At 35.3% G+C, this 23,672-nt stretch carries 15 protein-coding genes and 1 pseudogene; 5 read left to right on the plus strand and 11 right to left on the minus strand.

The window, feature by feature from the left end:
* Positions 1–448: 448 nt before the first annotated feature.
* Both ACXKY9_RS26745 and ACXKY9_RS26750 read left to right on the plus strand, forming a co-directional pair.
* A pseudogene (locus tag ACXKY9_RS26745) lies at positions 449–8,882 on the plus strand (SpaA isopeptide-forming pilin-related protein).
* 491 nt (positions 8,883–9,373) lie between these two features.
* Positions 9,374–10,774 carry a M28 family metallopeptidase gene (locus tag ACXKY9_RS26750; RefSeq protein WP_001228770.1) on the plus strand — a complete coding sequence of 467 codons (1,401 nt, stop codon included), beginning with the start codon at positions 9,374–9,376 and terminating at the stop codon, positions 10,772–10,774.
* A gap of 55 nt (positions 10,775–10,829) precedes the next feature.
* On the opposite strand, the gene ACXKY9_RS26755 is transcribed toward ACXKY9_RS26750, so the two are convergent.
* Positions 10,830–12,199 (minus strand): IS3-like element ISBth167 family transposase gene (locus tag ACXKY9_RS26755; RefSeq protein WP_087942837.1). Its coding sequence is split into 2 segments (ribosomal slippage): positions 10,830–11,734 and positions 11,734–12,199, totalling 1,371 coding nucleotides; the frame shifts between segments, so codons are not numbered across the junction.
* Positions 12,200–12,379: 180 nt separating this feature from the next.
* Here ACXKY9_RS26755 and ACXKY9_RS26760 point away from each other — a divergent pair.
* The gene (locus tag ACXKY9_RS26760) at positions 12,380–12,754 is read left to right on the plus strand and encodes a hypothetical protein (protein WP_000738221.1); all 375 of its coding nucleotides are present in this window, start codon (positions 12,380–12,382) and stop codon (positions 12,752–12,754) included.
* Positions 12,755–12,780: 26 nt separating this feature from the next.
* Here the strand turns inward: ACXKY9_RS26760 and ACXKY9_RS26765 are convergent, their stop codons facing one another.
* From ACXKY9_RS26765 to ACXKY9_RS26785, 5 genes are all read right to left on the minus strand, one after another.
* Complete coding sequence (locus ACXKY9_RS26765) at positions 12,781–13,452, minus strand: hypothetical protein (protein WP_000657191.1); 672 nt, start codon at positions 13,450–13,452, stop codon at positions 12,781–12,783.
* A complete protein-coding gene (locus tag ACXKY9_RS26770; protein WP_000133823.1) occupies positions 13,436–13,750 on the minus strand; it encodes a hypothetical protein in 315 nt (104 codons plus the stop codon). Before ACXKY9_RS26770 ends, ACXKY9_RS26765 begins: the two co-directional genes overlap by 17 nt.
* Positions 13,737–14,264, minus strand: coding sequence for an RNA polymerase sigma factor (locus tag ACXKY9_RS26775; protein ID WP_000391478.1), 528 nt, complete (start codon positions 14,262–14,264; stop codon positions 13,737–13,739). The genes ACXKY9_RS26770 and ACXKY9_RS26775 overlap by 14 nt, the downstream gene beginning before the upstream one ends.
* Before the next feature lie 392 nt (positions 14,265–14,656).
* The gene (argS, locus tag ACXKY9_RS26780; protein WP_001086446.1) at positions 14,657–16,327 is read right to left on the minus strand and encodes an arginine--tRNA ligase; all 1,671 of its coding nucleotides are present in this window, start codon (positions 16,325–16,327) and stop codon (positions 14,657–14,659) included.
* Positions 16,327–16,764 (minus strand): YwiB family protein, encoded by a 438-nt coding sequence (locus ACXKY9_RS26785; RefSeq protein WP_000414867.1) that lies wholly within the window; start codon positions 16,762–16,764, stop codon positions 16,327–16,329. The genes argS and ACXKY9_RS26785 overlap by 1 nt, the downstream gene beginning before the upstream one ends.
* Positions 16,765–16,966: 202 nt before the next feature.
* Between ACXKY9_RS26785 and ACXKY9_RS26790 the strand changes: the two genes are divergently transcribed.
* Positions 16,967–17,953, plus strand: a complete 987-nt coding sequence (locus tag ACXKY9_RS26790) for a S66 family peptidase (protein ID WP_000613236.1) — start codon at positions 16,967–16,969, stop codon at positions 17,951–17,953.
* A gap of 24 nt (positions 17,954–17,977) precedes the next feature.
* Here the strand turns inward: ACXKY9_RS26790 and ACXKY9_RS26795 are convergent, their stop codons facing one another.
* Positions 17,978–18,340 carry a YxeA family protein gene (locus ACXKY9_RS26795; RefSeq protein ID WP_000779915.1) on the minus strand — a complete coding sequence of 121 codons (363 nt, stop codon included), beginning with the start codon at positions 18,338–18,340 and terminating at the stop codon, positions 17,978–17,980.
* 233 nt (positions 18,341–18,573) lie between these two features.
* Here ACXKY9_RS26795 and ACXKY9_RS26800 point away from each other — a divergent pair, with 233 nt between their 5' ends.
* Positions 18,574–19,611 (plus strand): PTS sugar transporter subunit IIC, encoded by a 1,038-nt coding sequence (locus ACXKY9_RS26800; RefSeq protein ID WP_000996310.1) that lies wholly within the window; start codon positions 18,574–18,576, stop codon positions 19,609–19,611.
* Between the two features lie 346 nt (positions 19,612–19,957).
* Here ACXKY9_RS26800 and speB read toward each other — a convergent pair whose 3' ends face one another.
* From speB to ACXKY9_RS26820, 4 genes are all read right to left on the minus strand, one after another.
* A complete protein-coding gene (gene speB / locus ACXKY9_RS26805; protein ID WP_001209831.1) occupies positions 19,958–20,830 on the minus strand; it encodes an agmatinase in 873 nt (290 codons plus the stop codon).
* A 217-nt stretch (positions 20,831–21,047) separates the two neighbouring features.
* Positions 21,048–21,875 (minus strand): polyamine aminopropyltransferase, encoded by an 828-nt coding sequence (gene speE, locus ACXKY9_RS26810; RefSeq protein ID WP_000424696.1) that lies wholly within the window; start codon positions 21,873–21,875, stop codon positions 21,048–21,050.
* A 186-nt stretch (positions 21,876–22,061) separates the two neighbouring features.
* Complete coding sequence (locus ACXKY9_RS26815; protein WP_000444233.1) at positions 22,062–23,225, minus strand: MFS transporter; 1,164 nt, start codon at positions 23,223–23,225, stop codon at positions 22,062–22,064.
* A gap of 5 nt (positions 23,226–23,230) precedes the next feature.
* Positions 23,231–23,638 (minus strand): MerR family transcriptional regulator, encoded by a 408-nt coding sequence (locus tag ACXKY9_RS26820; protein WP_000276578.1) that lies wholly within the window; start codon positions 23,636–23,638, stop codon positions 23,231–23,233.
* Between the last annotated feature and the right edge of the window lie 34 nt (positions 23,639–23,672).

Below are 23,672 nucleotides of genomic sequence, written 5' to 3' on the forward strand. Positions count from 1 at the left end.
TTTTCAAAGTACATATTGTCTTCATTCTGACCAAAACCAACCCTATCTAGATTTTTATTTCCACATAACTTTAAGGCAAAAATAAGCCTTCACAAAGGGATACACTACATTGGTTAGTATGTATCGTAAAACTTACCTTTATAACCATTCTTTTTTACTAGATATACATGAAAACTATCTCACATATAAAGGTCTGATATCATTATTTATATCAGTATTTTTTTCGACATTTTTTGTCGAATTGTGTATATTTCCATAGAACTGTGTAAATATACATTTTGTTTTACGTTAAATAATATTGCTTTGAACATAATTCTGTTTGTCTGAGAACGCGTATAGAAACGGAGGGATAACAAAAATAAATAGCTTATAACAAATACTTTTAATATTCCATTTGTTCATGTGGAATAAGTCCCCAATGGACAAATGAATGTTCAGAGGAGGAAAAATGAAAAAACTTTTTAATGTATGTTTAATTGTATTCGTACTATTTTCGCAACTTGCTAGTTTTCCATACAATCAAGTAAGAGCGGAAACCTTAACAGGAGATTCCTTATTTGACACTGTTGAAATGAAAGATGCGACGAATCATATTATTGACGAATCAAAAAATCCTAACAATTTAATAAAGATAGGATCAACAAGTTGCACACGCAAATGATACAGCAGTAGTTCAAATACCACTTGCATTAAAAGTATCTAAAGATTTGCAAGGGGATTTAGTAACAGATCAAAAAAATATTGGTCAATATTTTATAACAGCTAAAGATAATAAATTAAAATTAATATTTAATGATCAAGTAGAAAATTTGAAAGACGCTAAAGGAAAAATTAAAGTTGATACCGTGTTTAACCCAACTTTAAAACCTGGGGAAAAATCAGTTCAAATCGCTTTTCCTTTAGGAACAATGGTTCAGCCTATATCAGTTCCTGTTCAAGTAGAAAACTATAAAGAAGATGGCACCAAACAGGATACTAATAAACAAGCGCAAGATCCAGTAGCTAAACCTGTTACTGACAATCCGGAGCAAGATCCAGCAACTAAAACTGTTACTGATAATCCGGAACAAAACCCAGCAACTAAAACTGTTACCGATAATCCGGAACAAAACCCAGCAGCTAAAACTGCCACTGATAATCCGGAACAAAACCCAGCAGCTAAAATTGCTACTGACAATCCAGAACAAAAGCTATCAAGCGACCCTGCTGAGAATACAAATTCAGGTCCAAAGCAAATAACAACAAACATTTTAACCGGTGTAAAGTTGACGGATAAAGACGGAAAACCATTTATAGAGGATAACCGTCCAAGTACAGATTCCCCTGCCAATATTGAGTTTACATGGGAACTTTTAAAATCAATGAATGTGAAAAATGGAGATTACTATATTTTTGATCTTCCTAAACATTTTAAGATTTACAATACAATTAACAGTCCTTTATATGATAGTGAAAACCATCAAATTGGTAATTTTACTGTTACAAAAGATGGAAAAGTCACGATGACATTCAACGATTATGTTGAAGAGCATCCAGATGTTGCTGGTAACCTACAATTAAAGACAGAATTTAATAAAGCTGAAATTAAAGGTACAACAACACAAGAAATTCCTTTCCCGATTAAAGATAAGGATGTTTCTATTACAGTTGACTTTAAGCCTAATGTACAAACAGCTACGAATAAAAAGGGTTTACCTGATAGACCAATTAATACAAATGAAATTAATTGGAAAGTAGAGATGAACAAAACGAAAGACACCCTTAAAAACGCTGTTTTTAAAGATAACATTCCACAAGGTACAAGCTTAAATAAAGATTCTATTAAAGTTTATTATTTAGAAGTTGATGTTAATGGGAATGTAACGCGTGGTGCAGAAGCCGAGCCAACAGATTACAATATTATTTCATCAGATGGCTCAAAATTGGAGATTGCTTTCAAAGATTCTATCAATAAAGCATATCAAATCGAATATGCCACAAAAATTACTGATGAAAATATTAAAAGTTTCCGAAATAACGTTACGATAACGAGTGATAATCAAAAGCAACAAAACGCAAGCTCTACTGTAACGGTTTCTCGTGGTACACACTTAAATAAAACAAGTAAATATGATCCAAAGACGCAAACAATTGAGTGGACAATTACTTACAATGGTGATCAAAGAGAGATCAAAAAAGCAGATGCGATTTTAAAAGATATTTTTGACGATACACACGAACTAGATGCAAATTCTATTGTTGTAAAAAACGCTTCATATAATGAAAAAGGAACGCTTGTAACAGGAGACGCTGTTAATAATTACACTGTAAGTAACAAGAAGAATGGATTCGATTTACAGTTTAATGATGATATTAATAGTGCTTATGTGATTACCTATAAAACCAAGCCAACTAATAAAGTTATAGAAGATGGAAAAGTAAAAAATAAAGTTACAGCTGATAATGATTCAAGTAAAGAAAATGAAGCTAGCTTCAAGCAGCAAAATATTATTAAATCTAATAATAAAGCTGAAACAAATTATAAAGACAAAACAACAACTTGGACAATTATAGTAAATAATAACAACTATCCATTAAACAACGCGATTATTACGGACACCTTTGATCATGGTGGATTACAATTAAAAGATAAGAAACTAGAAATTAAAGACGGAAATTATACCCTTCAAGCTGGGACTGACTATGTTTTAGATGTAACAGATAAAGGCTTCAAAATTACTCTTATAGGTACGTATCAGTCTAATATGACAAAGACATTAGTCGTAAAATATACGACAGACTTTGATTATACAAAGCTAGAAAGTGGTAAAACTTCATTTAAAAATACAGGTAACCTTTCTTGGATAGATACGGATTCTAATCCACAATCAAATAAAGTTGAAGCTAATTTCGATTCTGATACTTTCACAAAGGCAAATGGTTATAAATACGGTTCTTATAACGCCCAAACGAAGGAAATTACTTGGATAATAGGCTTTAACTATAATAATGTTGAGATTAAAGATCCTTATGTTATAGACGTCATACAAGATAAACAAAAGTTAGTGCCTGGATCCATTGAAGTGCGCGATATGATTTTAAATGGAAATCCTGATAATGCACAACCTGGTAATGCTGTACCAACTGAGAAATATGAACTTGAAGAACCTACAGAGAACAATAAAAACACCCTAAAGGTTCATTTCAAACAATCAATTAATTCACCTTACTATATTATCTTTAAAACAAGCCTTGATGGTGAACTTATCCAAGGCACCTACAAAAACGAGGCAGATTTAAAAGATGGCTCTAAAATCGTAAACACCCTTACAGGTGACACTCAAGTAAATAAAGGTGGCAGCTTCGTTACTAAAAAAGCTGTGCAAGACGACAACTATATTAATTGGAGTATCGCAATTAACGAAAGCCAATCAACCATTGCAGATGCCGTTGTAACAGATGACCCAACCGAAAATCAGGTAATTGTGGAAGATTCATTCCACTTATATCCTACAACTGTTGATCCATATGGAAATTTAACAAAAGATACAGTAAACGAATTAAAAGAAGGAACAGACTATAAACTCAAAATAACAACAGACAATAATACCGGAAAACAACATTTCGAAATTGCCTTCTTGAAAAAAATTGATCGAGCTTATATTTTAGAATATCGCTCACTTATTAATGCAGACGATAAAGAAAAAGTAAGTAATAAAGCGAAAATCACAGGCAATAAGTTGACAGTTAAAAACACAGAAACTACTGAAACGATTGAAGTGAGAATGTCTTCTGGTTCAGGCGGAGGATCTGCTACTAAAGGCCGTGGAAACCTTGAAATTATAAAGGTAGATAACGACAATAAAAACGCACTATTAGCTGGGGCAGAATTTACTTTATACGATCGTACAGGTAAAACTGTTATCCGTAAAATTACAACAGACAAAGACGGTATCGCTAAATTTAATAATTTAAAACGCGATAAGTATTTATTAAAAGAAACAAAGGCTCCTGAAGGCTATGTAATTAGCTGGGATTTAAAACAAGGGAAAATTGTTGAACTTGGTACACAAGAGACTACAACATATAAACTTGCAAATAAGAAGTTTGTCGGTAAAGTAGTTTTAACAAAGTCTGATGACCTGAATAAAAACGTCACACTGCAAGGTGCCGTTTTCACACTACTTGATAAAGACCAAAAAATAATTTCAGAACACGAAAAATTAACAACAAATGATAAAGGACAAATTACTGTAGATAATTTAAAACCAGGAACATACTACTTAAAAGAAATAAAGGCTCCTGAGCATTATCAATTAGATGATCGACTTATTGAATTTACAATCGAGGAAGATCAAACAACAGTAATTAATAAAACGGCCCAAAACAGCTTAATTAGAGGCTCAGCTATCCTAACAAAAGTTGATAAAGAGGGTAATACTTTAGAAGGTGCTGTATTTAGTGTACGGGACCAAAATAACAAAAGAATTCCTGGTTATACCAAATTAACGACAAATGGTAACGGACAAATCGAAGCGAAAAATTTACTTCCTGGAGAGTACCAATTTGTTGAAGAGAAAGCACCTGAAAATTATGAAATAGATAAAAAACCGCTTAAATTTACAATTGATAAAAGCCAACAGAAAGCACTTACTGTTACCGCGACAAATCACCTCATTAAAGGTGGTGTCACTTTAACGAAAGTCGATGATGTCGATGGCACTGCCCTTGAAGGTGCTGTATTTAAAATTGTCGATGCGAATGACGAGAAACAAGTAATTCGTGAAAATATAAAAACAGGTTCAGATGGAAAAGTTACCGTTAAAGATCTAGAGCCTGGTGTTTATAAATTTATCGAAACAGAAGCTCCTAAGGATTATACGTTAAGTACAAACCCTATCGAGTTTACAATTGATAAAAGCCAACAAGCTCTTGCTACTGTTACGGCAAATAACAGCTTAAAAACGGGCGAAGTTGAATTATTAAAAGTTGATGAGTTTGGTGAGAAAAAACCACTTGAAGGTGCAGTATTCAAGCTTGTCGATACAAATAATAATGACGTTTCCCCTTACACTAACTTAACTACTGATAAAAACGGTAAAGTTAAAGTTAGTAACCTACGTCCTGGTACGTATAAATTTATTGAAATAGCTGCTCCTGAACATTACGTTTTACGAGCAGAACCTATTAAATTTACAATCGATAGAAGTCAGAAAGAAACTCTACTTGTGAAAGCTGAAAATGCTTTAAAACCAGGAGATGTTGAATTAACAAAAGTTGATGATATCGATGGTACAGCTCTTGAAGGTGCTGTATTTAAAATTGTTGATGCTAATGATGAAAAGAAAGTCATTCGCGAAAATGTAAAAACTGGTGCGGATGGTAAAGCTATCGCTACTGGCTTACGCCCTGGCGATTATAAATTTATCGAAGTAACAGCACCGAAGTATTACGACAAAAATACAAAACCAATTAAATTTACGATTACAGAAAGTCAAACAACTCAGGCTACTGTTACCGCTAAAAACAGCTTAACAAAAGGCGGTATTGAATTAACAAAAGTGAATGCTGCAGATGAAAAGGAAACACTTGAAGGTGCAGTATTTAAAATCGTTAATAGAGATACTAATGAAGATGTTCGTACGGACCTTGTTACGAATAGTAAAGGAATGCTAGTTGTAGATGACTTACGTCCTGGTAACTATGAACTTATCGAAACAAAGGCTCCAACTTATTACGATGTAAATGTAGAACCAATTGAATTTACAATCGAAAAAGGACAACAAAAACTCCTTCCACTTACATTTAAAAATAGTTTAACGAAAGGAAAAGTTAAACTTATTAAAGAAGATGATGTGGAAAGTAGTAAAGCTCTTGCCGGCGCTGTATTCACATTGCAAGACGCAACTGGCAAAGAAATTATGAAAGATTTAACAACAGATGATCACGGAGTATTAGTTATTCCTGATTTAGCACCAGGGGATTATCAATTTATCGAAACAAAAGCCCCTGAACATTATAAATTAGACAAAACACCTATTAAGTTCACAATTAAAAAAGGTAGTAAGGAAGATCTTCCTATCCCTGTTACTGTAAAAAATAGTTTACTTACAGGTGGCGTCACTTTAACAAAAGTTGATGATGTTGATGGCACTACTCTTGAAGGTGCAGAATTTATAATCGTTGACGCTCATGATACTAAAAAGGTAATTCGAAAAGGTTTAACGACTGATAAAAACGGTAAAATTACTGCTTCTGATTTACGTCCTGGAGACTATCAATTTATTGAAGTAAAAGCTCCAAAAGACTATACCTTAAGCAAAGACCCTATTCCGTTCACTATCGAAAAAAGTCAAAAAGAGAATATTACTGTTACCGCTACTAACGGTTTAAAGAAAGGTGCAGTAACATTAACAAAAATTGATGACATCGATCGTACGATGCTCGAAGGTGCAATCTTTAAGATTGTGGATATGAATGGTAAGGAAGTTCATACGAATCTTGTTACAGATAAAAACGGAAAAATTTCTGTTTCTGATTTACGCCCTGGAGACTATCAGTTCATTGAAACAAAAGCTCCTGAGCACTATGTATTAGATGAAACAACGATTCCATTTACAATTGAAAGAAGTCAAACGAAAGAGATCAATGTTACAGGCAAAAATGCTTTGAAAAAAGGTAGCGTTGAACTAACAAAGATTGACGATATTGATATAAATACAAAACTTTCTAACGCCGTATTTAATTTATTAGATGCAGACGGTGAGCTAGTTGAAGAAGGCTTAAAAACAAATGCTGAAGGTAAAATTGTTGTTGAAAATCTACGTCCTGGTACGTATCAATTCGTTGAAACAATTGCTCCTGAACATTACGATTTAGATAAAAAACCTATCGTATTTACAATTAAAAAGAGCCAAACTGAAACTCTTCATATCACTGCTACAAATGCTCTAACAAAGGGTGCAGTTAAACTTTCTAAAGTAGACGATATTGATGGCACTGTTCTTAAAGATGCAGTATTTAAAATTGTTAATATGAACGGTGATGTAGTTCATAAAGACCTTGTTACAAATGAACAAGGAATAATCGAAATTAACGACCTACGTCCTGGTGATTACCAATTCATCGAAACGAAAGCTCCTAAGCATTACGTTTTAGATGAAACACCAATCAAATTCACTATTGAAAAAGGACAGAAGAAAGTTATTTCTTTAACTGCTACAAATAGCTTAAAACAAGGTAGTATCGAATTACTTAAAGTTGATGATTTAAACACTCAAACAAAACTTGCCGATGCGGTATTTAATTTACTAGATCAAGATGGCAAAGTACTTAAAACAGATTTAAAAACAAACAGTGAAGGTAAAATCGTTATCGAAAATTTACGTCCTGGTACGTATCAATTCGTTGAAATAACGGCTCCTGAACACTATGATTTAGACAAAAAACCAATTATATTTACAATTGAAAAAAGCCAAAAAGATATTGCTACCGTTACTATGAAAAATAGTTTAACAAAAGGCGGCGTGGAACTTTCTAAAGTGGATGACGTCGATGGCACTACTCTTGAAGGCGCAGTATTTAAAATTGTGGATATGAATGGCACTGTAATTCGCAAAGATCTTGTTACGAATCAACAAGGTAAAATTAGCGTTTCTGACCTACGTCCTGGTGATTATCAATTCATCGAGACAACGGCTCCGAAACACTATGATTTAAACAAAGAGCCAATTCCATTCACAATCACAAAGAGCCAAGCTGATCCTATCTCCGTTACAGCTACAAATAGCTTAACGAAAGGCACTGTGGAACTTTCTAAAGTAGATGATGTAGATGGTACTGCTCTTAAAGGTGCGATATTTAAAATTACTGATATGAATGGTAACGACATTGGCACTGAGCTTACAACAGATGTACATGGAAAAATTTCTGTTTCTGATTTACGTCCTGGGGACTATCAGTTTATTGAAACGAAAGCTCCTGAACACTATAAATTAGATAGTACACCTATTAAGTTTACAATTAAGAAAAGCCAAAAAGAAAAGCTCCAAGTTACTGCTACAAATAGCTTAACTGAGGGTGCTGTAGAATTAATAAAAGTGGATGATATAAATCCAGATACAAAACTTTCTGATGCAGTGTTTAACATCATCGATGCGAAAGGTAAAATTGTTCGCACTGATTTAACTACTGATAAAGATGGGAAGATTTCAGTTTCTGATTTACGTCCGGGAGATTATCAGTTCATTGAAACGAAAGCTCCAACTGGCTATGATTTAAACGTTAAACCAATTCCTTTCACAATTACGAAAGGACAATCTCAGGTTACCTCTGTTACAGCCTTAAATAGTTTAACAACAGGTTCAATTGAGTTAACTAAAGTTGATATTGATCACCATGGAACACTTGAAGGTGCCATTTTCAATATTTTAGACCAAGATGGAAAAGTCATCCGAGAAGGTTTAAAAACAGATCAACACGGAAAAGTAATCGTAAATGATTTGAAACCTGGTAATTATCAATTAGTAGAAACAAAGGCTCCTAAAGGCTATCAATTAGATGCATCACCAATAAACTTTACAATTGATAAAGCCCAAGCTAAGCCACTACAAATTACAGTTTCAAATAAAAAAATTGAATCTTCTTCAGGTGGAGATGACAAGCCAATTACTCCTCCAAATAAAGAAGATAACAAAGGCAATGAAACATCTGAGAAACACGAAAACGGAACTTCCGAAGAAACATCGAATAAAACAGATAACAAACAGCAAGATGATCGAAATACGGATAAGCACCTTCCAAATACAGGTCATAAAGAAGACCCTACACAAACAGTAGGTATTGTTCTTCTACTAGCTGGATTATTAAGTATTTTAGCTACAAAACGCAAAAAAAATTATTAATAATTTTTTCACATCCAATCAATCTCTCAATTGATTGGATGTTTTTTTATACAAAAAGGACGATACATAAAGTATCGTCCTTTTAACGGGGTGAGGCTGCCCAAAAGTACGGAAAACCTTTGAACAGCCTCTTATTTTCATATGGATGCCTTACATATATCACTGATAATAATTATGAAATGCGGAAACATAATTACCATCAACTGATTCAAACATGAGAAATGAAACCCTACAGTGGTTCCATTCCTCTACATAATCTAAAGTTTGGGTACACTAGATTCATGCAATGTAGGAGCTTTCAGAGTAGAAAGCGAACCTTCGTTTAAAATGATAGCATACATATCTCCCTCAAAAATATGCAAATATGCATATATCGTTTTTTTATTTATCAATGTCAGAATATTGAAAAATAAAAGGTGTGAAGGTAAAATAAAGTCATTATCCGTCTTCTTTTGTCAGTCAGAGAGAATAGAAGAATAGGAGAGGAAAAAATGAGAAAATTATTGAAACAAAAAATAGTAAGCTCTTTGCTTGCTGTATCACTTGCTGTTAGCTTAGCTCCAATTGGGCAAGCAAAAGCGGATTCCACGTCAGAGGTTACACAAACTCCATCTATTACAAAACAGATTGATCCAAACCGCGCGATTGAACATGTTCGTTTCTTATCTGAAACAATTGGTCCTCGCCCCGGTGGAACAAAATCCGAAGAATGGGCTTCTCGTTACATTGGTATGCAGCTTAAATCAATGGGCTATGACGTAGAATATCAACCATTTCAGGTGCCCGATCAATACGTTGGATTCATTGAATCACCCCTATCAACAAAACGTAATTGGCAAGCTGGTGCCGCTCCTAATGCACTAATTTCTACAGAAGCTGTTACAGCTCCCCTTATCTTTGTTCAAGGTGGGACAAAATTAGAAGATATTCCAAATGAAGTAAACGGTAAAATTGTTTTATTTGAAAGAGGAACGACAGTTACCGACTATAATAAACAAGTTGAAAATGCTGTTAGCAAAGGTGCAAAAGGTGTTCTTTTATACAGTTTAATTGGCGGACGCGGAAATTATGGACAAACCTTCAATCCCCACCTAATGAAAAAGCAATCTATCCCTGTCTTTGGTCTTGCTTATGCGCAAGGAAATGCATTTAAAGAAGAAATCGCTAAAAAGGGGACAACAATTCTTTCCCTAAAAGCGAGACATGAATCTAAATTAACATCTCTAAATGTTATCGCCAAAAAGAAACCAAAAAAGAGTACAGGTAATGAAAAAGCAGTCGTTGTAAGCTCGCACTATGATAGTGTTGTCGGAGCACCTGGCGCAAATGATAATGCTTCTGGAACTGGATTAGTATTAGAACTAGCTCGTGCTTTTCAAAATGTAGAAACTGATAAAGAAATTCGCTTTATTACCTTTGGTTCTGAAGAAACTGGATTACTTGGTTCGGATTATTACGTGAATAGTCTATCCCAAAAAGAACGCGACCGTATTTTAGGTGTCTTTAACGCCGACATGGTTGCAACAAATTATGATAAAGCAAAGAATTTATATGCTATGACATCTGATGGCTCTACAAACTTTGTAACAGACGCTGCCTTGCAAGCAGGTAAACAACTAAATAATAACCTCATCCTACAAGGTAAATTCGGTTCTAGTGATCATGTTCCATTTGCTGAAGCTGGTATTCCTGCTGCTCTATTCATTTGGATGGGTGTCGATAGTTGGAATCCATTAATCTATCATATTGAGAAGGTATACCATACACCTCAAGATAACGTATTAGAAAACATTTCACCTGAACGAATGAGAATGGCATTAGACGTTATCGGAACAGGAGTTTATAACTCGCTTCAAAAACCTGTTCCTCAAACTGAACAGAAAGCTGCTTAATCATTTAAAAGACCACTGATTTTATGAACTGAACCCAAAAAATTAGACAAATATATTAAGCAGCTACTAAGGATTGAACTCTGTATTGCACAGGGGACAATCCTTTTAGTTTTGTTTTAATTCTTTTGTGATTGTAGTAATGAATATAAGTTTCTAGTTCTTGCTTAAATTGTTCCATACTTTCAAACTCTTTAAGATAAAGTAATTCAGACTTTAATAAGCCAAAGAAATTTTCCATGACTGCATTATCTAAGCAATTTCCCTTACGGGACATACTTTGGATAACGTTATGTTTTTTAAGCGACTGATGATATTGTCGCATTTGATAATGCCAACCTTGATCCGAGTGTAAAATAGGAGTTTCCTTATCATTCAAACATTGAAACGCCTTATTTAACATTTTAGAAACAAGGGAATAGGCAGGTCTATGTTCTATATTGTAAGCTATAATTTCTCCGTTATATAAGTCTAAAATGGGTGATAGATATAGTTTTTTACCATGTAAGTGGAACTCCGTCACATCTGTTACCCATTTCTCGTTTGGTTTTGATGCGTGAAAATTACGTTTTAAAATATTAGGAGCGAATTTCCCGACAGTCCCTTTATATGAACGATATTTTTTTAATCGAACAAGACATTTTAATCCCAGGATATTCATTAAACGTCGAACGGTTTTATGATTTAATGCATGGCCTCGATTACGTAATTCCAATGTAATACGACGATAACCATACCTCCCAAAATTCTCACTAAAAATCTCTTTAATTAATTCTTTAACTTTCTTATATTTATCTGGACGTTTCGCTTGTTTCATCCAGTAATAATACGTACTACGAGCGATATTAGCGACTTTCACAAGGTCAACGACCTTATATTTATGCCTTAATTCATAAATCAATTGCGCTTTGTCTTGGTCTGTGATGTTTTCTTCTTTTGAACTAAGGCATTCAACTTTTTTAAATAGTCATTTTCCATACGCAGACGTTCATTCTCTGCTTGTAGCGCTTCTATAGAACCTTCAAGAAATACTTCGTTTTGTTTTAAATGTTGGAGCTTAGCTTTTTCTTTGGCCATGGTTAGACGCCCCTTTTTCTTTGATTTTAGGGCATCTAATCCTTCTGTTTCATAAGCTACTTTCCATTTTCGGAGTGTTTCGCAAGAAGGAATATTAAAAAAAGCAGCTGTTTCTCTCAGAGATGTCCCATTTTCATTCATATAATGAATTACATCTAGTTTATACTCGAGAGGGTAAGTTGTATAGCGTTTTTCAAACGCCTTTTCCCCTGAAAATTCAAACCGTTTAATCCATTGATAAAGTTCTCTAGGATGAACCCCTATAGAATTAGCAATGGTTTTTCCGCCTTCCGTACCTTCTAGATATCGTTTTACTGCTTGTATTTTATCTTTTGAAGAAAATTTAGCCATAAAAAATGCACCTCCAATTGTTAGTTATGTGTCTAACAATTGGGGTGCACTTCATTTATCGGTGGTCTTTTATTGAGAAAAAATATATATGCATAAAAGCATATTTTATCCTACCCATTATCGTATACAATATTAATTGTAACAAAACTGATTACAACTAATAAGGAGGCTTTTTCTATTATGAAAAAAATGATTTTAGCAGGTGCATTAACTTTAGCAGGAATTACTGGAGCTACTGCGTTTATTCCTGAAACAAAAGTCGCTGCTGCCGCTCAAGAACAAAGCTTTACAAAATTTTATTCTTTGCAAACTGGAGGTAGTTCTGAACAAGAACCTATTTTCCTTCAAAAAGGACAAGAACTAACAATTCATCCTAACAGCAAAACTCCTAGTTACAGTGTTTATGACTCAAATCATAACCTAATTGGACGTTATTCTGATGGTTACGGCCGAATTTTCACTGCAAAAACAGATGGAAATATGTATGTTCAATTTCATGCACCTTACGTTTACTATAGTCCTGTTAGTTTTTCTGTTACTTATACTATTCAATAAAAAAGAGGTCCTTTATAGGGCCCCTTTTATTTCTCTTGCCAATTCACTTTTACAAATCCATCTTTTACTGTTAATCCGCTTATATTCAATACATATTCTTCATTTGCTTTTAAAGTAACTGTAAAAGTACCTTTTTTCGATTCACAAATTTCCTTTAACTCTTTTATACCTTCTCCTTGTCTTTCATACACACTAAAACATAAGTTTCCTCGTTTTGCATCTGTCTCATAAGAAAATGTCACTTCTGTATCCTTTTCATACTGAAATTCAATATCCTTACTGGCAATATCCCATGATGAGAATTTTGCCTCATAACTTGTTTTCCCTTGCTTCTCATTTGCTAAATATATATCCCCGGCTCTCCATGCATCATCTAACGTTTGTGCAAAAGTAAAAGCACTAAGTAATACAAACATTGTGCTTGCCAATATCGCAACTAATGTTACTTTCTGTTTTTTAACAAAATTCACCTTACATTCTCCTTCAACCTTCTTTTTACTTCTTCTTACCATATATAATAAAAACCCAATAAAGAATGGCAATATAACTGCTAAAATACTCCATCCTTTGCTCATTTGATGTGCTTTAGCATCTGTATATACCCATGATGCAACACATATTAAAAGTGCTATAAAAGCTAAAAACATCGTCACTCCAGCTACTTCAAATAGTACAAACGGATTAGCGAACTCTTTCATGTAATCTATACTCCTTCTTTAAAAATGACTGTATTACAACATATATCGGAATGTATACATGCATCATAATCACAATGGCTATCAACATAGGAATTTTATAATCCAAATGTGTGACAAATTGTTCTATAACAATTGTTAACAAAACAATCCAAATGGTGTGAATACAAATCATCCATTTCCTCTCTAACTTCTGAGCCTTTCGCACGCCCTGCTTCGTGTTATTTATTAGCTCTTCGCTTGGAGTTATCTCTTCTGCTAAGCTACTCTTTACCTTCTGTTCAAATTTATCTTCTGTCATAAACGAACCCCTCCAAATGTTCTCGCATTTGCTTCTTCGCATAATTAAGGCGATATTTCACTGTACCAATCGGTATATTTAATATTTCGCTCATTTCTTTATAAGAGTATTGTTCATAATAGTAGAGTACGAGCACGGTTTTATATTTTTCATTCAATAGCTGTATAACTTCCCGTATCATTTCCGCTTCCACTTTTTGAATAAATTCTTCTGATATATTCACATCATCTGCGAAATCTATTTCTCCACCATCTTCTTTATGAAATAAATCTAAGACGCGATCTTTCCATCTTTTCTTCTTGCGGTAAAAGTCATAAAATGTACGAACGCAAATTGTAGTAATCCACTTTTTATAATTATCCACATAAAAAAGTTGGTGCCTTGATGAAAAAACCTTTATCCACGTCTCTTGAAAAATATCTTCCGCATCTTCTTTCGTTTTCGCTAACTTATAGCATAAGGAATATATTTGCTGCTTATATATATCAATTAATTCTTCTATCTTTTCTTCCATCATAAGCCTCCTGTCATTTATATAAGACGACGCAAATTCCCCTTTTGTTTGATAAATTTTTTTTATTATCTCCACATAAAAAGGCAATCACAACATCGTGTGATTGCCTTTTATTTAAAAACGAAAGTCCGCTTCCGCTTTTCTTTATGTCCAGCTCTGCCTCCTAGCCCCTTCTGTCTAAGAACCTTCCCCACGAGAAGATAAAATGCATCTTCTGTGGGAAAGAACCTTAGCCTTCGGGACTAAACAGTCGGCTCCGCTTTTCTTTATTGTCCAGTTCCAGCGGCTAGAATACTCGGTGGCTTCGCGCCTTCCTCCGAGGCAAAGTACACCTCTCTGTCAGGAGCTCCATCCCCCTCCTATTCTAAACGAGCCGCTTCCGCTTTTCTTCATTACATTTTTTCTGGTGCAGATACTCCTACGATTGCTAATGCATTTTGAAGTGTAGTGCGTACTGCTTTCATTAACTCATAACGAGCTTTACTTAATTCTAAGTTATCTTGGTTTAATACTTTTTCTGCATTGTAGAAGCTGTGTAATGTTGCTGCTAATTCAAATGCATAGTTTGTAATACGGTGTGGTAGACGTTTTTGTGCTGCATCCGCAACTACCGCTGGGAATTCACCAAGTTTTTTCAGTAACTCTACTTCTTTCTCAGAAGTAACAAGTTTATAGTTCACATCTCCATCTACAGCTAATCCTAATTCTTCGCCTTGACGAAGGATACTGCATACGCGAGCATGAGCATATTGTGCATAGTATACTGGGTTTTCATTAGATTTTGATACAGCTAAGTCCATATCGAAGTCTAAATGAGAATCACCGCTACGCATTGCGAAGAAGTAACGCATTGCGTCCACGCCTACTTCTTCCATAAGCTCACGAAGTGTAACTGCTTTACCCGTACGCTTACTCATCTTCATTTTTTCACCATTTTGGTATAGTTGTACCATTTGGATGATTTCTACTTCAAGCGTGTCTTTATCGTAACCAAGTGCTTGAATAGCAGCCTTCATACGAGGAATGTAACCGTGGTGGTCAGCACCCCAAATGTTGATTAACTTATCAAAACCACGCTCTAATTTATCACGGTGATACGCGATATCTGGCGTTAAGTATGTGTAAGAACCGTCGTTTTTAATTAATACACGATTTTTGTCATCGCCGTAAGTCATTGAACGGAACCAAGTTGCGCCGTCTTCTTCAAAGATCTCTTCACGCTCTTTTAATACAGCAAGAGCTTGATCGATTTTTCCGTTTTTGTATAGTGATGTTTCTGAGAACCATACATCAAATTTAACGCGGAAGCTTTCTAAGTCTTTTTGAAGTTTTGCTAATTCATATTTTAAACCGTACTCACGGTAGAATTCATAGCTTTCTTTTTCATCAGCTTTCGCATAACGATCGCCGAATTCTTCTGCTAAACGTTTACCAATTCCAATGATATCCGCACCATGGTAACCGTCTTCTGGCATTTCTTTATCTAAGCCTAAAGCTTGCATGTAACGAGCTTCAACAGAAAGAGCTAAGTTATGAATTTGGTTACCAGCATCATTAATGTAGTACTCACGAGATACATCGTAGCCTGCTTTTGCTAATAGGTTACATAAAGTGTCACCTACTGCCGCACCACGTGCATGTCCTAAGTGAAGGTCACCTGTTGGATTAGCAGATACGAACTCAACTTGTACTTTTTCACCTTTACCAGTATTCGTTTCACCGTAAGCTTCACCAGCGTTTACGATTGTTGGAATTAAATCTGTTAAGTAGCTATTATCCATATAGAAGTTAATAAAACCAGGACCAGCGATTTCGATTTTTTCAATAGAAGCTTTTGCTTTATCGAAGTTTGCAACTAGTTCTTCTGCAATCATACGAGGTGCTTTTTTCGCAACGCGTGCAAGTTGCATTGCCATATTTGTAGAGAAGTCACCATTTGTTTTATCTTTTGGAGATTCTAATACAACGTTTGGAATCTGTTCTTCTGTCGCTAATTCTGCCTTTAATACAGCAGCCTGAATTTCTTCTTTAATCAATCCTTTTACTTGTTCTAAGGAATTCATTATTTTGCCTCCTTCAAATTAATTGTAATAGTATATCTGCCAGCTTCTTGTTCACTTAGAAGCAATGCGTAAGTTAAGAAGAGTTGTCCTTTTTTCTTTTCATCCGACCATTTAAAAAGAACGTTATCAGTCTTTGTTTGCAATGCAAACGTACCAAGTTCACTCGTATACGTACCAGTTGTCCATTCACCTTTCACATGCGTCTGACGCATAGAAACAGCACCTGAACGCATAATGAGAACTTGTTCATCTTGAATTTTAATAATTGTTTTCACTTCGCCTTGTTCGTTCGGCTCCTGGAATGTTACATATGTACCTTGACCTTTTACATAGTATTGACCATTTGCTTCAAAAGCAACGGTTTCCTTCCTCGCCCCTTCACGGATTTCTGTTACGAAATGAACGTGTACCGGCAAGCCTGCAAGTTGTTTCTCCACGTCTTGCACACCTTTCAAATGTTATAGATATTAAATACTACTTATAATAAATCACTTTTCCTATCATATCAAAAAAAGACTCTGTCTGTCTGCTGAAAAATCAGGAAAACTCCATTTCAAAAAATAATTCACTTCTACTTTATTTCATACGATAAAATATTTTTTAAATCTAAATATTCTTTCAATTAAAGAGGTGAATATAGTGATACCAACAAAGTTAAAAAAGGGTGATGAAATACGAGTGATTTCACCATCGTGTAGTTTAAGTATTGTTTCAAATGAAAATAGAAAACTTGCTATAAAGAGATTAACCGACATGGGCTTTCAAGTTACATTCTCAAAATATGCCGATGAGATAGATCGATTTGCTTCCTCTTCTATTTCTTCCCGCATTCAAGACCTCCATAAAGCATTTGGAGACCCTAATGTAAAAGCTATTTTGACGACACTTGGCGGATACAACTCCAATGGTTTATTGAAACATCTCGATTATGATCTAATTCATAAAAACCCGAAATTTTTCTGTGGTTATTCAGATATTACTGCTTTAAATAATGCAATTTACGCAAAAACAGGTCTCGTTACATATTCAGGACCCCATTTCTCTTCCTTTGGAATGGAGAAAGGGCTCGAGTATACAACCGATTACTTTTTAAAGTGCTTAACTTCTAATGAGCCTATTGAAGTCCTGCCATCTGAAACATGGAGCGATGATTCTTGGTATATAGATCAGGAAAATCGAGAATTTATTAAAAATGAAGGATACGTTTCAATTCAGGAAGGAGAAGCTACGGGAGATATTATCGGTGGCAATATGAGCACATTTAACTTACTGCAAGGCACACCATATATGCCAAATTTAAAGGACAAAATTTTATTTATTGAAGAAGATAGTTTAACTGGAACATCTACTCTTAAAACTTTTGATCGTTATTTACATTCCCTTATGCAGCAGCAAGATTTTGAATACATAAAGGGAATCATTATAGGAAAGATGCAAAAAGGTGCAGAATGTACGATAGAAGACATTCAAGAAATGATTGCTTCAAAACCTGAACTTGCACATATTCCTATCATTGCAAACGCAAGTTTCGGGCATACAACCCCGATTTTCACTTTCCCAATTGGTGGACGTGCAAAAATTATTTCTAACAAGGAAAAAACATCTATCACTATTTTAACGCACTAAAAAGGAGCGAATGAGTCGCTCCTTTTATGGTTTTTCTATTTTTTCCAACGCTTTTTGTGGAATAGATTCTTTCGGGATTTCAGCCCATCCTTTTCCTTGCATACCTTTTGCATAAATTTTTATAAACGCCCCCGTATGCAATTCACGGTTCATCATTCTTTTAATGATCTGTAACTTTCCGTCTTCTGTATACCCTTTAAAAGTATACAAGTATTCTCCGTCTTTTTTCTCACCTTTATCTATAACCGCATAATAATCTTGTATTTCTTTATTTGAAAAGAAGTTGTCTACAAAAGCATGTACACCTTCTGTTTTTGTGTTCAAATAATACGCTGTTCCACCTAGAATAATGGCGAATATAGCTAAAACTTTAATTACCAATTTCATACATGAACCTCCTGTTTGCACTTCTTTCTCACTAGTATTATATCTATACTTGTATTATACGGAAAAGAGCATACTATACTCTATCTAAAAGTCTTACACTTTCCTTACATTATTGTAAGGGATTTTTTCTTACAGCAAGTTCCCAAGAAAAAATTTTTCCGTTTCATACACTTTTATATTATTATTGAATGATACGAATTTTTATTACAAAAATCAAAGGAGACAGTTTTCAAATGGCTATCTTGCAAGGTTTAGCACTATTACTTGTTGTACTTTGTCTATTTACACTTTTTAGTTACCGTGCGCCTTATGGAATGAAGGCGATGGGTGCTTTAGCTAATGCAGCAATCGCAAGTTTTCTTATTGAAGCATTTCACCGTTATATAGGTGGAGAAATGTTTCATAATGACTTTTTACAATCAGTAGGAGAAGCTTCCGGTAGTATGAGCGGTGTCGCAGCAGCGATTTTAGTCGCATTAGCAATCGGTGTTTCCCCCGTATACGCTGTTTTAATTGGTATTGCTACTAGTGGATTCGGTATTTTACCAGGATTTTTCGCTGGATACGTTTGTGCTTTCGTCGTGAAATTTCTCGAAAAGAAATTACCAGCTGGCGTGGAATTTTTAGCAATCCTATTTATCGCTGCACCAATCTCACGCGGAATGGCAATGCTTATGGATCCGCTTGTTAACGCAACACTCGGTAAAATCGGTTCTATGATTTCAGTTGCAACTACAGAAAGTCCTATCATTATGGGTATTATGCTTGGTGGATTAATAACAGTTATTTCTACCTCTCCACTAAGTTCTATGGCACTAACTGCAATGCTTGGATTAACAGGTTTACCAATGGCGATTGGTAGTCTTGCCGTTGCCGCCTCAGCCCCGATGAACTTTATTTTCTTTAAACGATTAAAAATTTGTTCAAAGAAAGATACAATTGCTGTAGCAATCGAGCCTTTAACACAAGCCGATATTGTCTCAGCAAATCCAATTCCTATCTATATGACAAATTTCGTTGGCGGTGCACTTGCCGGTATTATTACATCGCTATTCCAACTTGTTAATAATGCACCAGGAACAGCATCACCAATCCCAGGACTTCTTGTCCTATTCGGATTTAATGACGTTGTAAAAGTAACAATTGCTGCTATATTATGTGGAATCGTTACCACTATTGTCGGATACATCGGATCTATTGTGTTCCGTAAATATCCAATCCGCTCTGCTGATGAAATTCGCGGAGTTACTTCGGAAGAGAAGGTTGCATAAGAAAAAGAGCTATTCCCATCGTTTGAGAATAGCTTTTTTTTGTGTTGCGTAACGGTAAATGAAATTATATCGGCGGTTTTTTTAATATATCAGCGCAACTCGAATTATATCGGCGATTTTTTTAATATATCGGCGCAACTCGAATTATATCAGCGATTTTTTTAATATATCGACTTACCGACACATAACGACAAAATAAGAGCCCTCTAATCATATAGAGGGCTCTTACTTTATCTAGCTGCAGCGGCTAGAATGATCGGTGGCTTCGCTTCTTCCTTCGAGGCAAAAAGCGCCTCTACGTCTGAAACTCCATCCCCCTCACATTCTGAGCGAGCCGCTTCCGCTTTTATTTCACCCAACCGAGCAGCATTTCCCGCACGAATTTGCTTGCTGCGACTGGTGTTTGATCACTATGGTCGTAGACTGGAGCTACTTCTACTAAGTCTGCTCCAACTACATTTATATTTGAATTTGCAATTGCTACGATGGAATCTAATAATTCTTTAGATGTGATACCGCCAGCTTCTAATGTTCCTGTTCCTGGAGCGTGAGCTGGGTCTAATACATCAATGTCGATTGTGACATAGACTGGGCGGCCAGCAAGTTTCGGTAATACTTCTTTTAACGGTTCTAATACGTCAAATTTGTATAAGTTCATACCTACTTCTTTCGCCCATTCAAATTCTTCCTTCATTCCAGAACGAATTCCGAAAGAATATACGTTTTCCGGACCAATTAAATCACACACTTTACGAATTGGTGTAGAGTGGGATAAAGGCTCCCCTTCATACGATTCACGTAAATCAGTATGAGCATCCATGTGGATGATTGCTAAATCCGGATATTTTTTTGCCATTGCCTTAAAAATTGGCCAAGACACTAGGTGCTCACCGCCGAGACCTAGTGGAAACTTATCGGCATCTAAAAGTTTTGATACATACTCTTCAATCATGTCTAAGCTGCGTTGTGCATTTCCGAATGGTAATGGGATATCACCCGCATCAAAATATTTTACCTCTTCTAGTTCACGATCTAAATACGGGCTATATTCTTCAAGACCGATTGATACTTCACGAATACGTGCAGGGCCAAAACGAGATCCCGGACGGTAACTTACTGTCCAATCCATAGGCATCCCATAAATAACTACCTTTGACTCTTCAAAACTTGGATGACTTTTAATAAATACTTTACCTGAATAAGCTTCATCAAAACGCATATTCTTTTCCTCCTTATGTGGAACTTAAGGTATCCCAACCTTTCACTATTTCTCAAATTTGGAGCGAATTGCTCCTCTTTCTCGATTTACCGGGTCTTCTTTTTAACAACAAGAAGACGATTTTCTCTACAGAAGTGTAAGTAGCTAGCATGTTCAAGTCTTCTGGACAAACACCTTAAATGAGCTACTTACACTTTATTTGTTTGATACAATTCTCTTACTTAATTAAATCCCCAACAAATTTCGGTAATGCGAATGCTGCATTGTGTAATTCTTTTGTGTAGTATTTCGTTTCGATTTCGTGGAAACGCTCTTCACTTACTTCTAATGGATCATGTTTTTTAGATCCAATTGTGAACGTCCAAAGACCACTTGGGTAAGTTGGAATGTTTGCTGTGTACAAACGAGTAATTGGGAAGATCTCTTTTACGTCTTTAAACACAGTTGTAATTAGTTCTGGTGTAAACCAAGGGTTGTCCGTTTGTGCAACGAAAATACCATCTTCTTTTAACGCTTTTGAAATTCCAGCGTAGAAGCCTTTTGTAAATAGGTTTACTGCTGGTCCTACTGGCTCAGTAGAATCTACCATAATTACATCGTATTCATTTTCGCTTTCTGCGATATGTAGGAAACCGTCTCCTACTTTTACTTCTACACGCTCATTATCTAATGCGCCTGCAATTGATGGTAAGTATTGTTTAGAGTACTCAATTACTTTTCCATCGATTTCAACAAGAGTTGCTTTCTTTACACTTGGGTGTTTTAACACTTCACGAATAACACCACCATCACCGCCACCAACAACTAATACGTTTTCAGGGTTTGGATGTGTAAATAAAGGTACGTGTGCTACCATTTCGTGATAAACGAACTCATCTTTTTCTGTTGTCATAACCATGCCATCTAAAATAAGCATGTTTCCGAACTCTTCCGTTTCGACCATATCAAGTTTTTGGAATTCTGTTTGCTCCGTATGTAATGTGCGGTTAATACGCGCCGTAATCCCAAAATGTTTTGTTTGTTTTTCAGTGAACCATAGTTCCATCGTACAATCACGCCTTTCAATGCAAATTTATAATAGGGACATCATTAATGTCCCCTAACAAAAATAAAACAAAACATCCAAAATGTATAGTTAAAAGTACAAAAATACCGAAAATATATTTTAGTCAGAGGGTTCTAACATATGTGCGGAAAGGGTTTGCACCGCAAAAGGAAAGAAAACCCTTTCTTAAGAAAGGGCTTTTGTCTCTATTTCTACTGGTTTACGAATTGGAATTAGGATCATAATACAACCAACTAACACAACAATTCCACCTACTAAAAACGGACTTTGTGGTGAAACAGTATGACCGATAATTCCTGATAAAATTGGAGCAATCGCACCACCTAACCAACGAACAAAGTTATAAACACCTGACGTAACAGATCTTTCATAAGGTGAAATATCCATTACATAACTTGTATATAATGCATTGTTTAAGCCAGATGCCAATCCTGATAAAACGATAAGAGTAATTTGTAACCACATAATTTTCACAAAGAATAGTGCAATTAAGAAAATCGCAAATACGAGTAAACTACCCTTTAATAATGTTTTTGGTTCATATTTCCCTTCTAGCTTATGTGCTAAAATTGCAGAACCGTAAGCTAACGCAAGCCCCCATCCGCAAAATACAAAGCCTAATTGAATAGCTGATAAATGCATAATAAGTGGTGAATATGCTAACACAACGAAAAATCCGTAGTAGTATAACATTCCTGAAATCGCACCTTGCATAAACGGTTTATACTTCACCAGGTTAAGTAATTCTCCTACCCCAGCAGCCTTACGCTTCACTTTTCGCTCCGGTTCTTTTACAAAAAAGAATACTAAAATAAATGCTAAGAAGATTAAAATACTCGTCGCAAAAAATGGGTAACGCCAAGAATGTCCACCTAATATCCCGCCTAATAACGGTCCGCCTGCCATCCCTAAACCGATAGCTGCTTCATACAATCCTACTGCTTCATGAACTTCTTTACTTAATGCAATCAATAATGTCATCGCCGTTGCGAAGAACATCGCATTTCCTAATCCCCATCCTGCGCGGAAAAGAGATAATTGAGCAATCGTTTGCGATATACCGCATATAAACGCAAATACAGTCACGATCGCAAGACCAATCGTCATCATTCGTTTATCACCAAATCTCGATGCGAATATTCCAGCTGGTAACATCATGATTGCCATCGTTAAAATATAAGCGGTAAATAACATTTCAACTTGCCAATGCGTTGCACCGATTTTCTCAGCAATAATTGGCAAAATTGGGTCAACTACCCCTATACCCGAAAAGGCAAGGAAGGTAGCCACCACTGTAATCAATCTCCCTAGTTTTTGTTTGCTCTCCATTTTGATTACTCTCCTTTTGTGTTCTCTAAAAATGTTACTGCACGATGTAAACTATCTTCTAGTTCTGCCTTTACACGTTGCATTTGCTCCATTTTTTCGTCTAGCGTTTCCACTTGTTTTTCAAGCATATCTTTAATTTCTTGAATCACTTCACGATCACGAGGGTTTTCGCTATTTCTTCTTTGCTCCATTCTTTCTTTTAACGATAAAAAATGCTGCATCTCTTGAAGCGTAATTCCTAACACTTCTTTCGCTTCCACAATTTTTTTAATTCTGGCGATATCCCCGTCTGTATACAGGCGAATGTTCCCCTCACTACGTTCAGGGGGATGAATTAAACCAATTTCCTCATAATAACGAAGTGTACGTTTTGTCAAACCAACTTGCTTTGTTACTTCATCAATTTTATACATGTTTATTCCTCCCTTCACTTGATTATTACATTTT

The organism is Bacillus sp. 2175 (genome assembly GCF_057812155.1).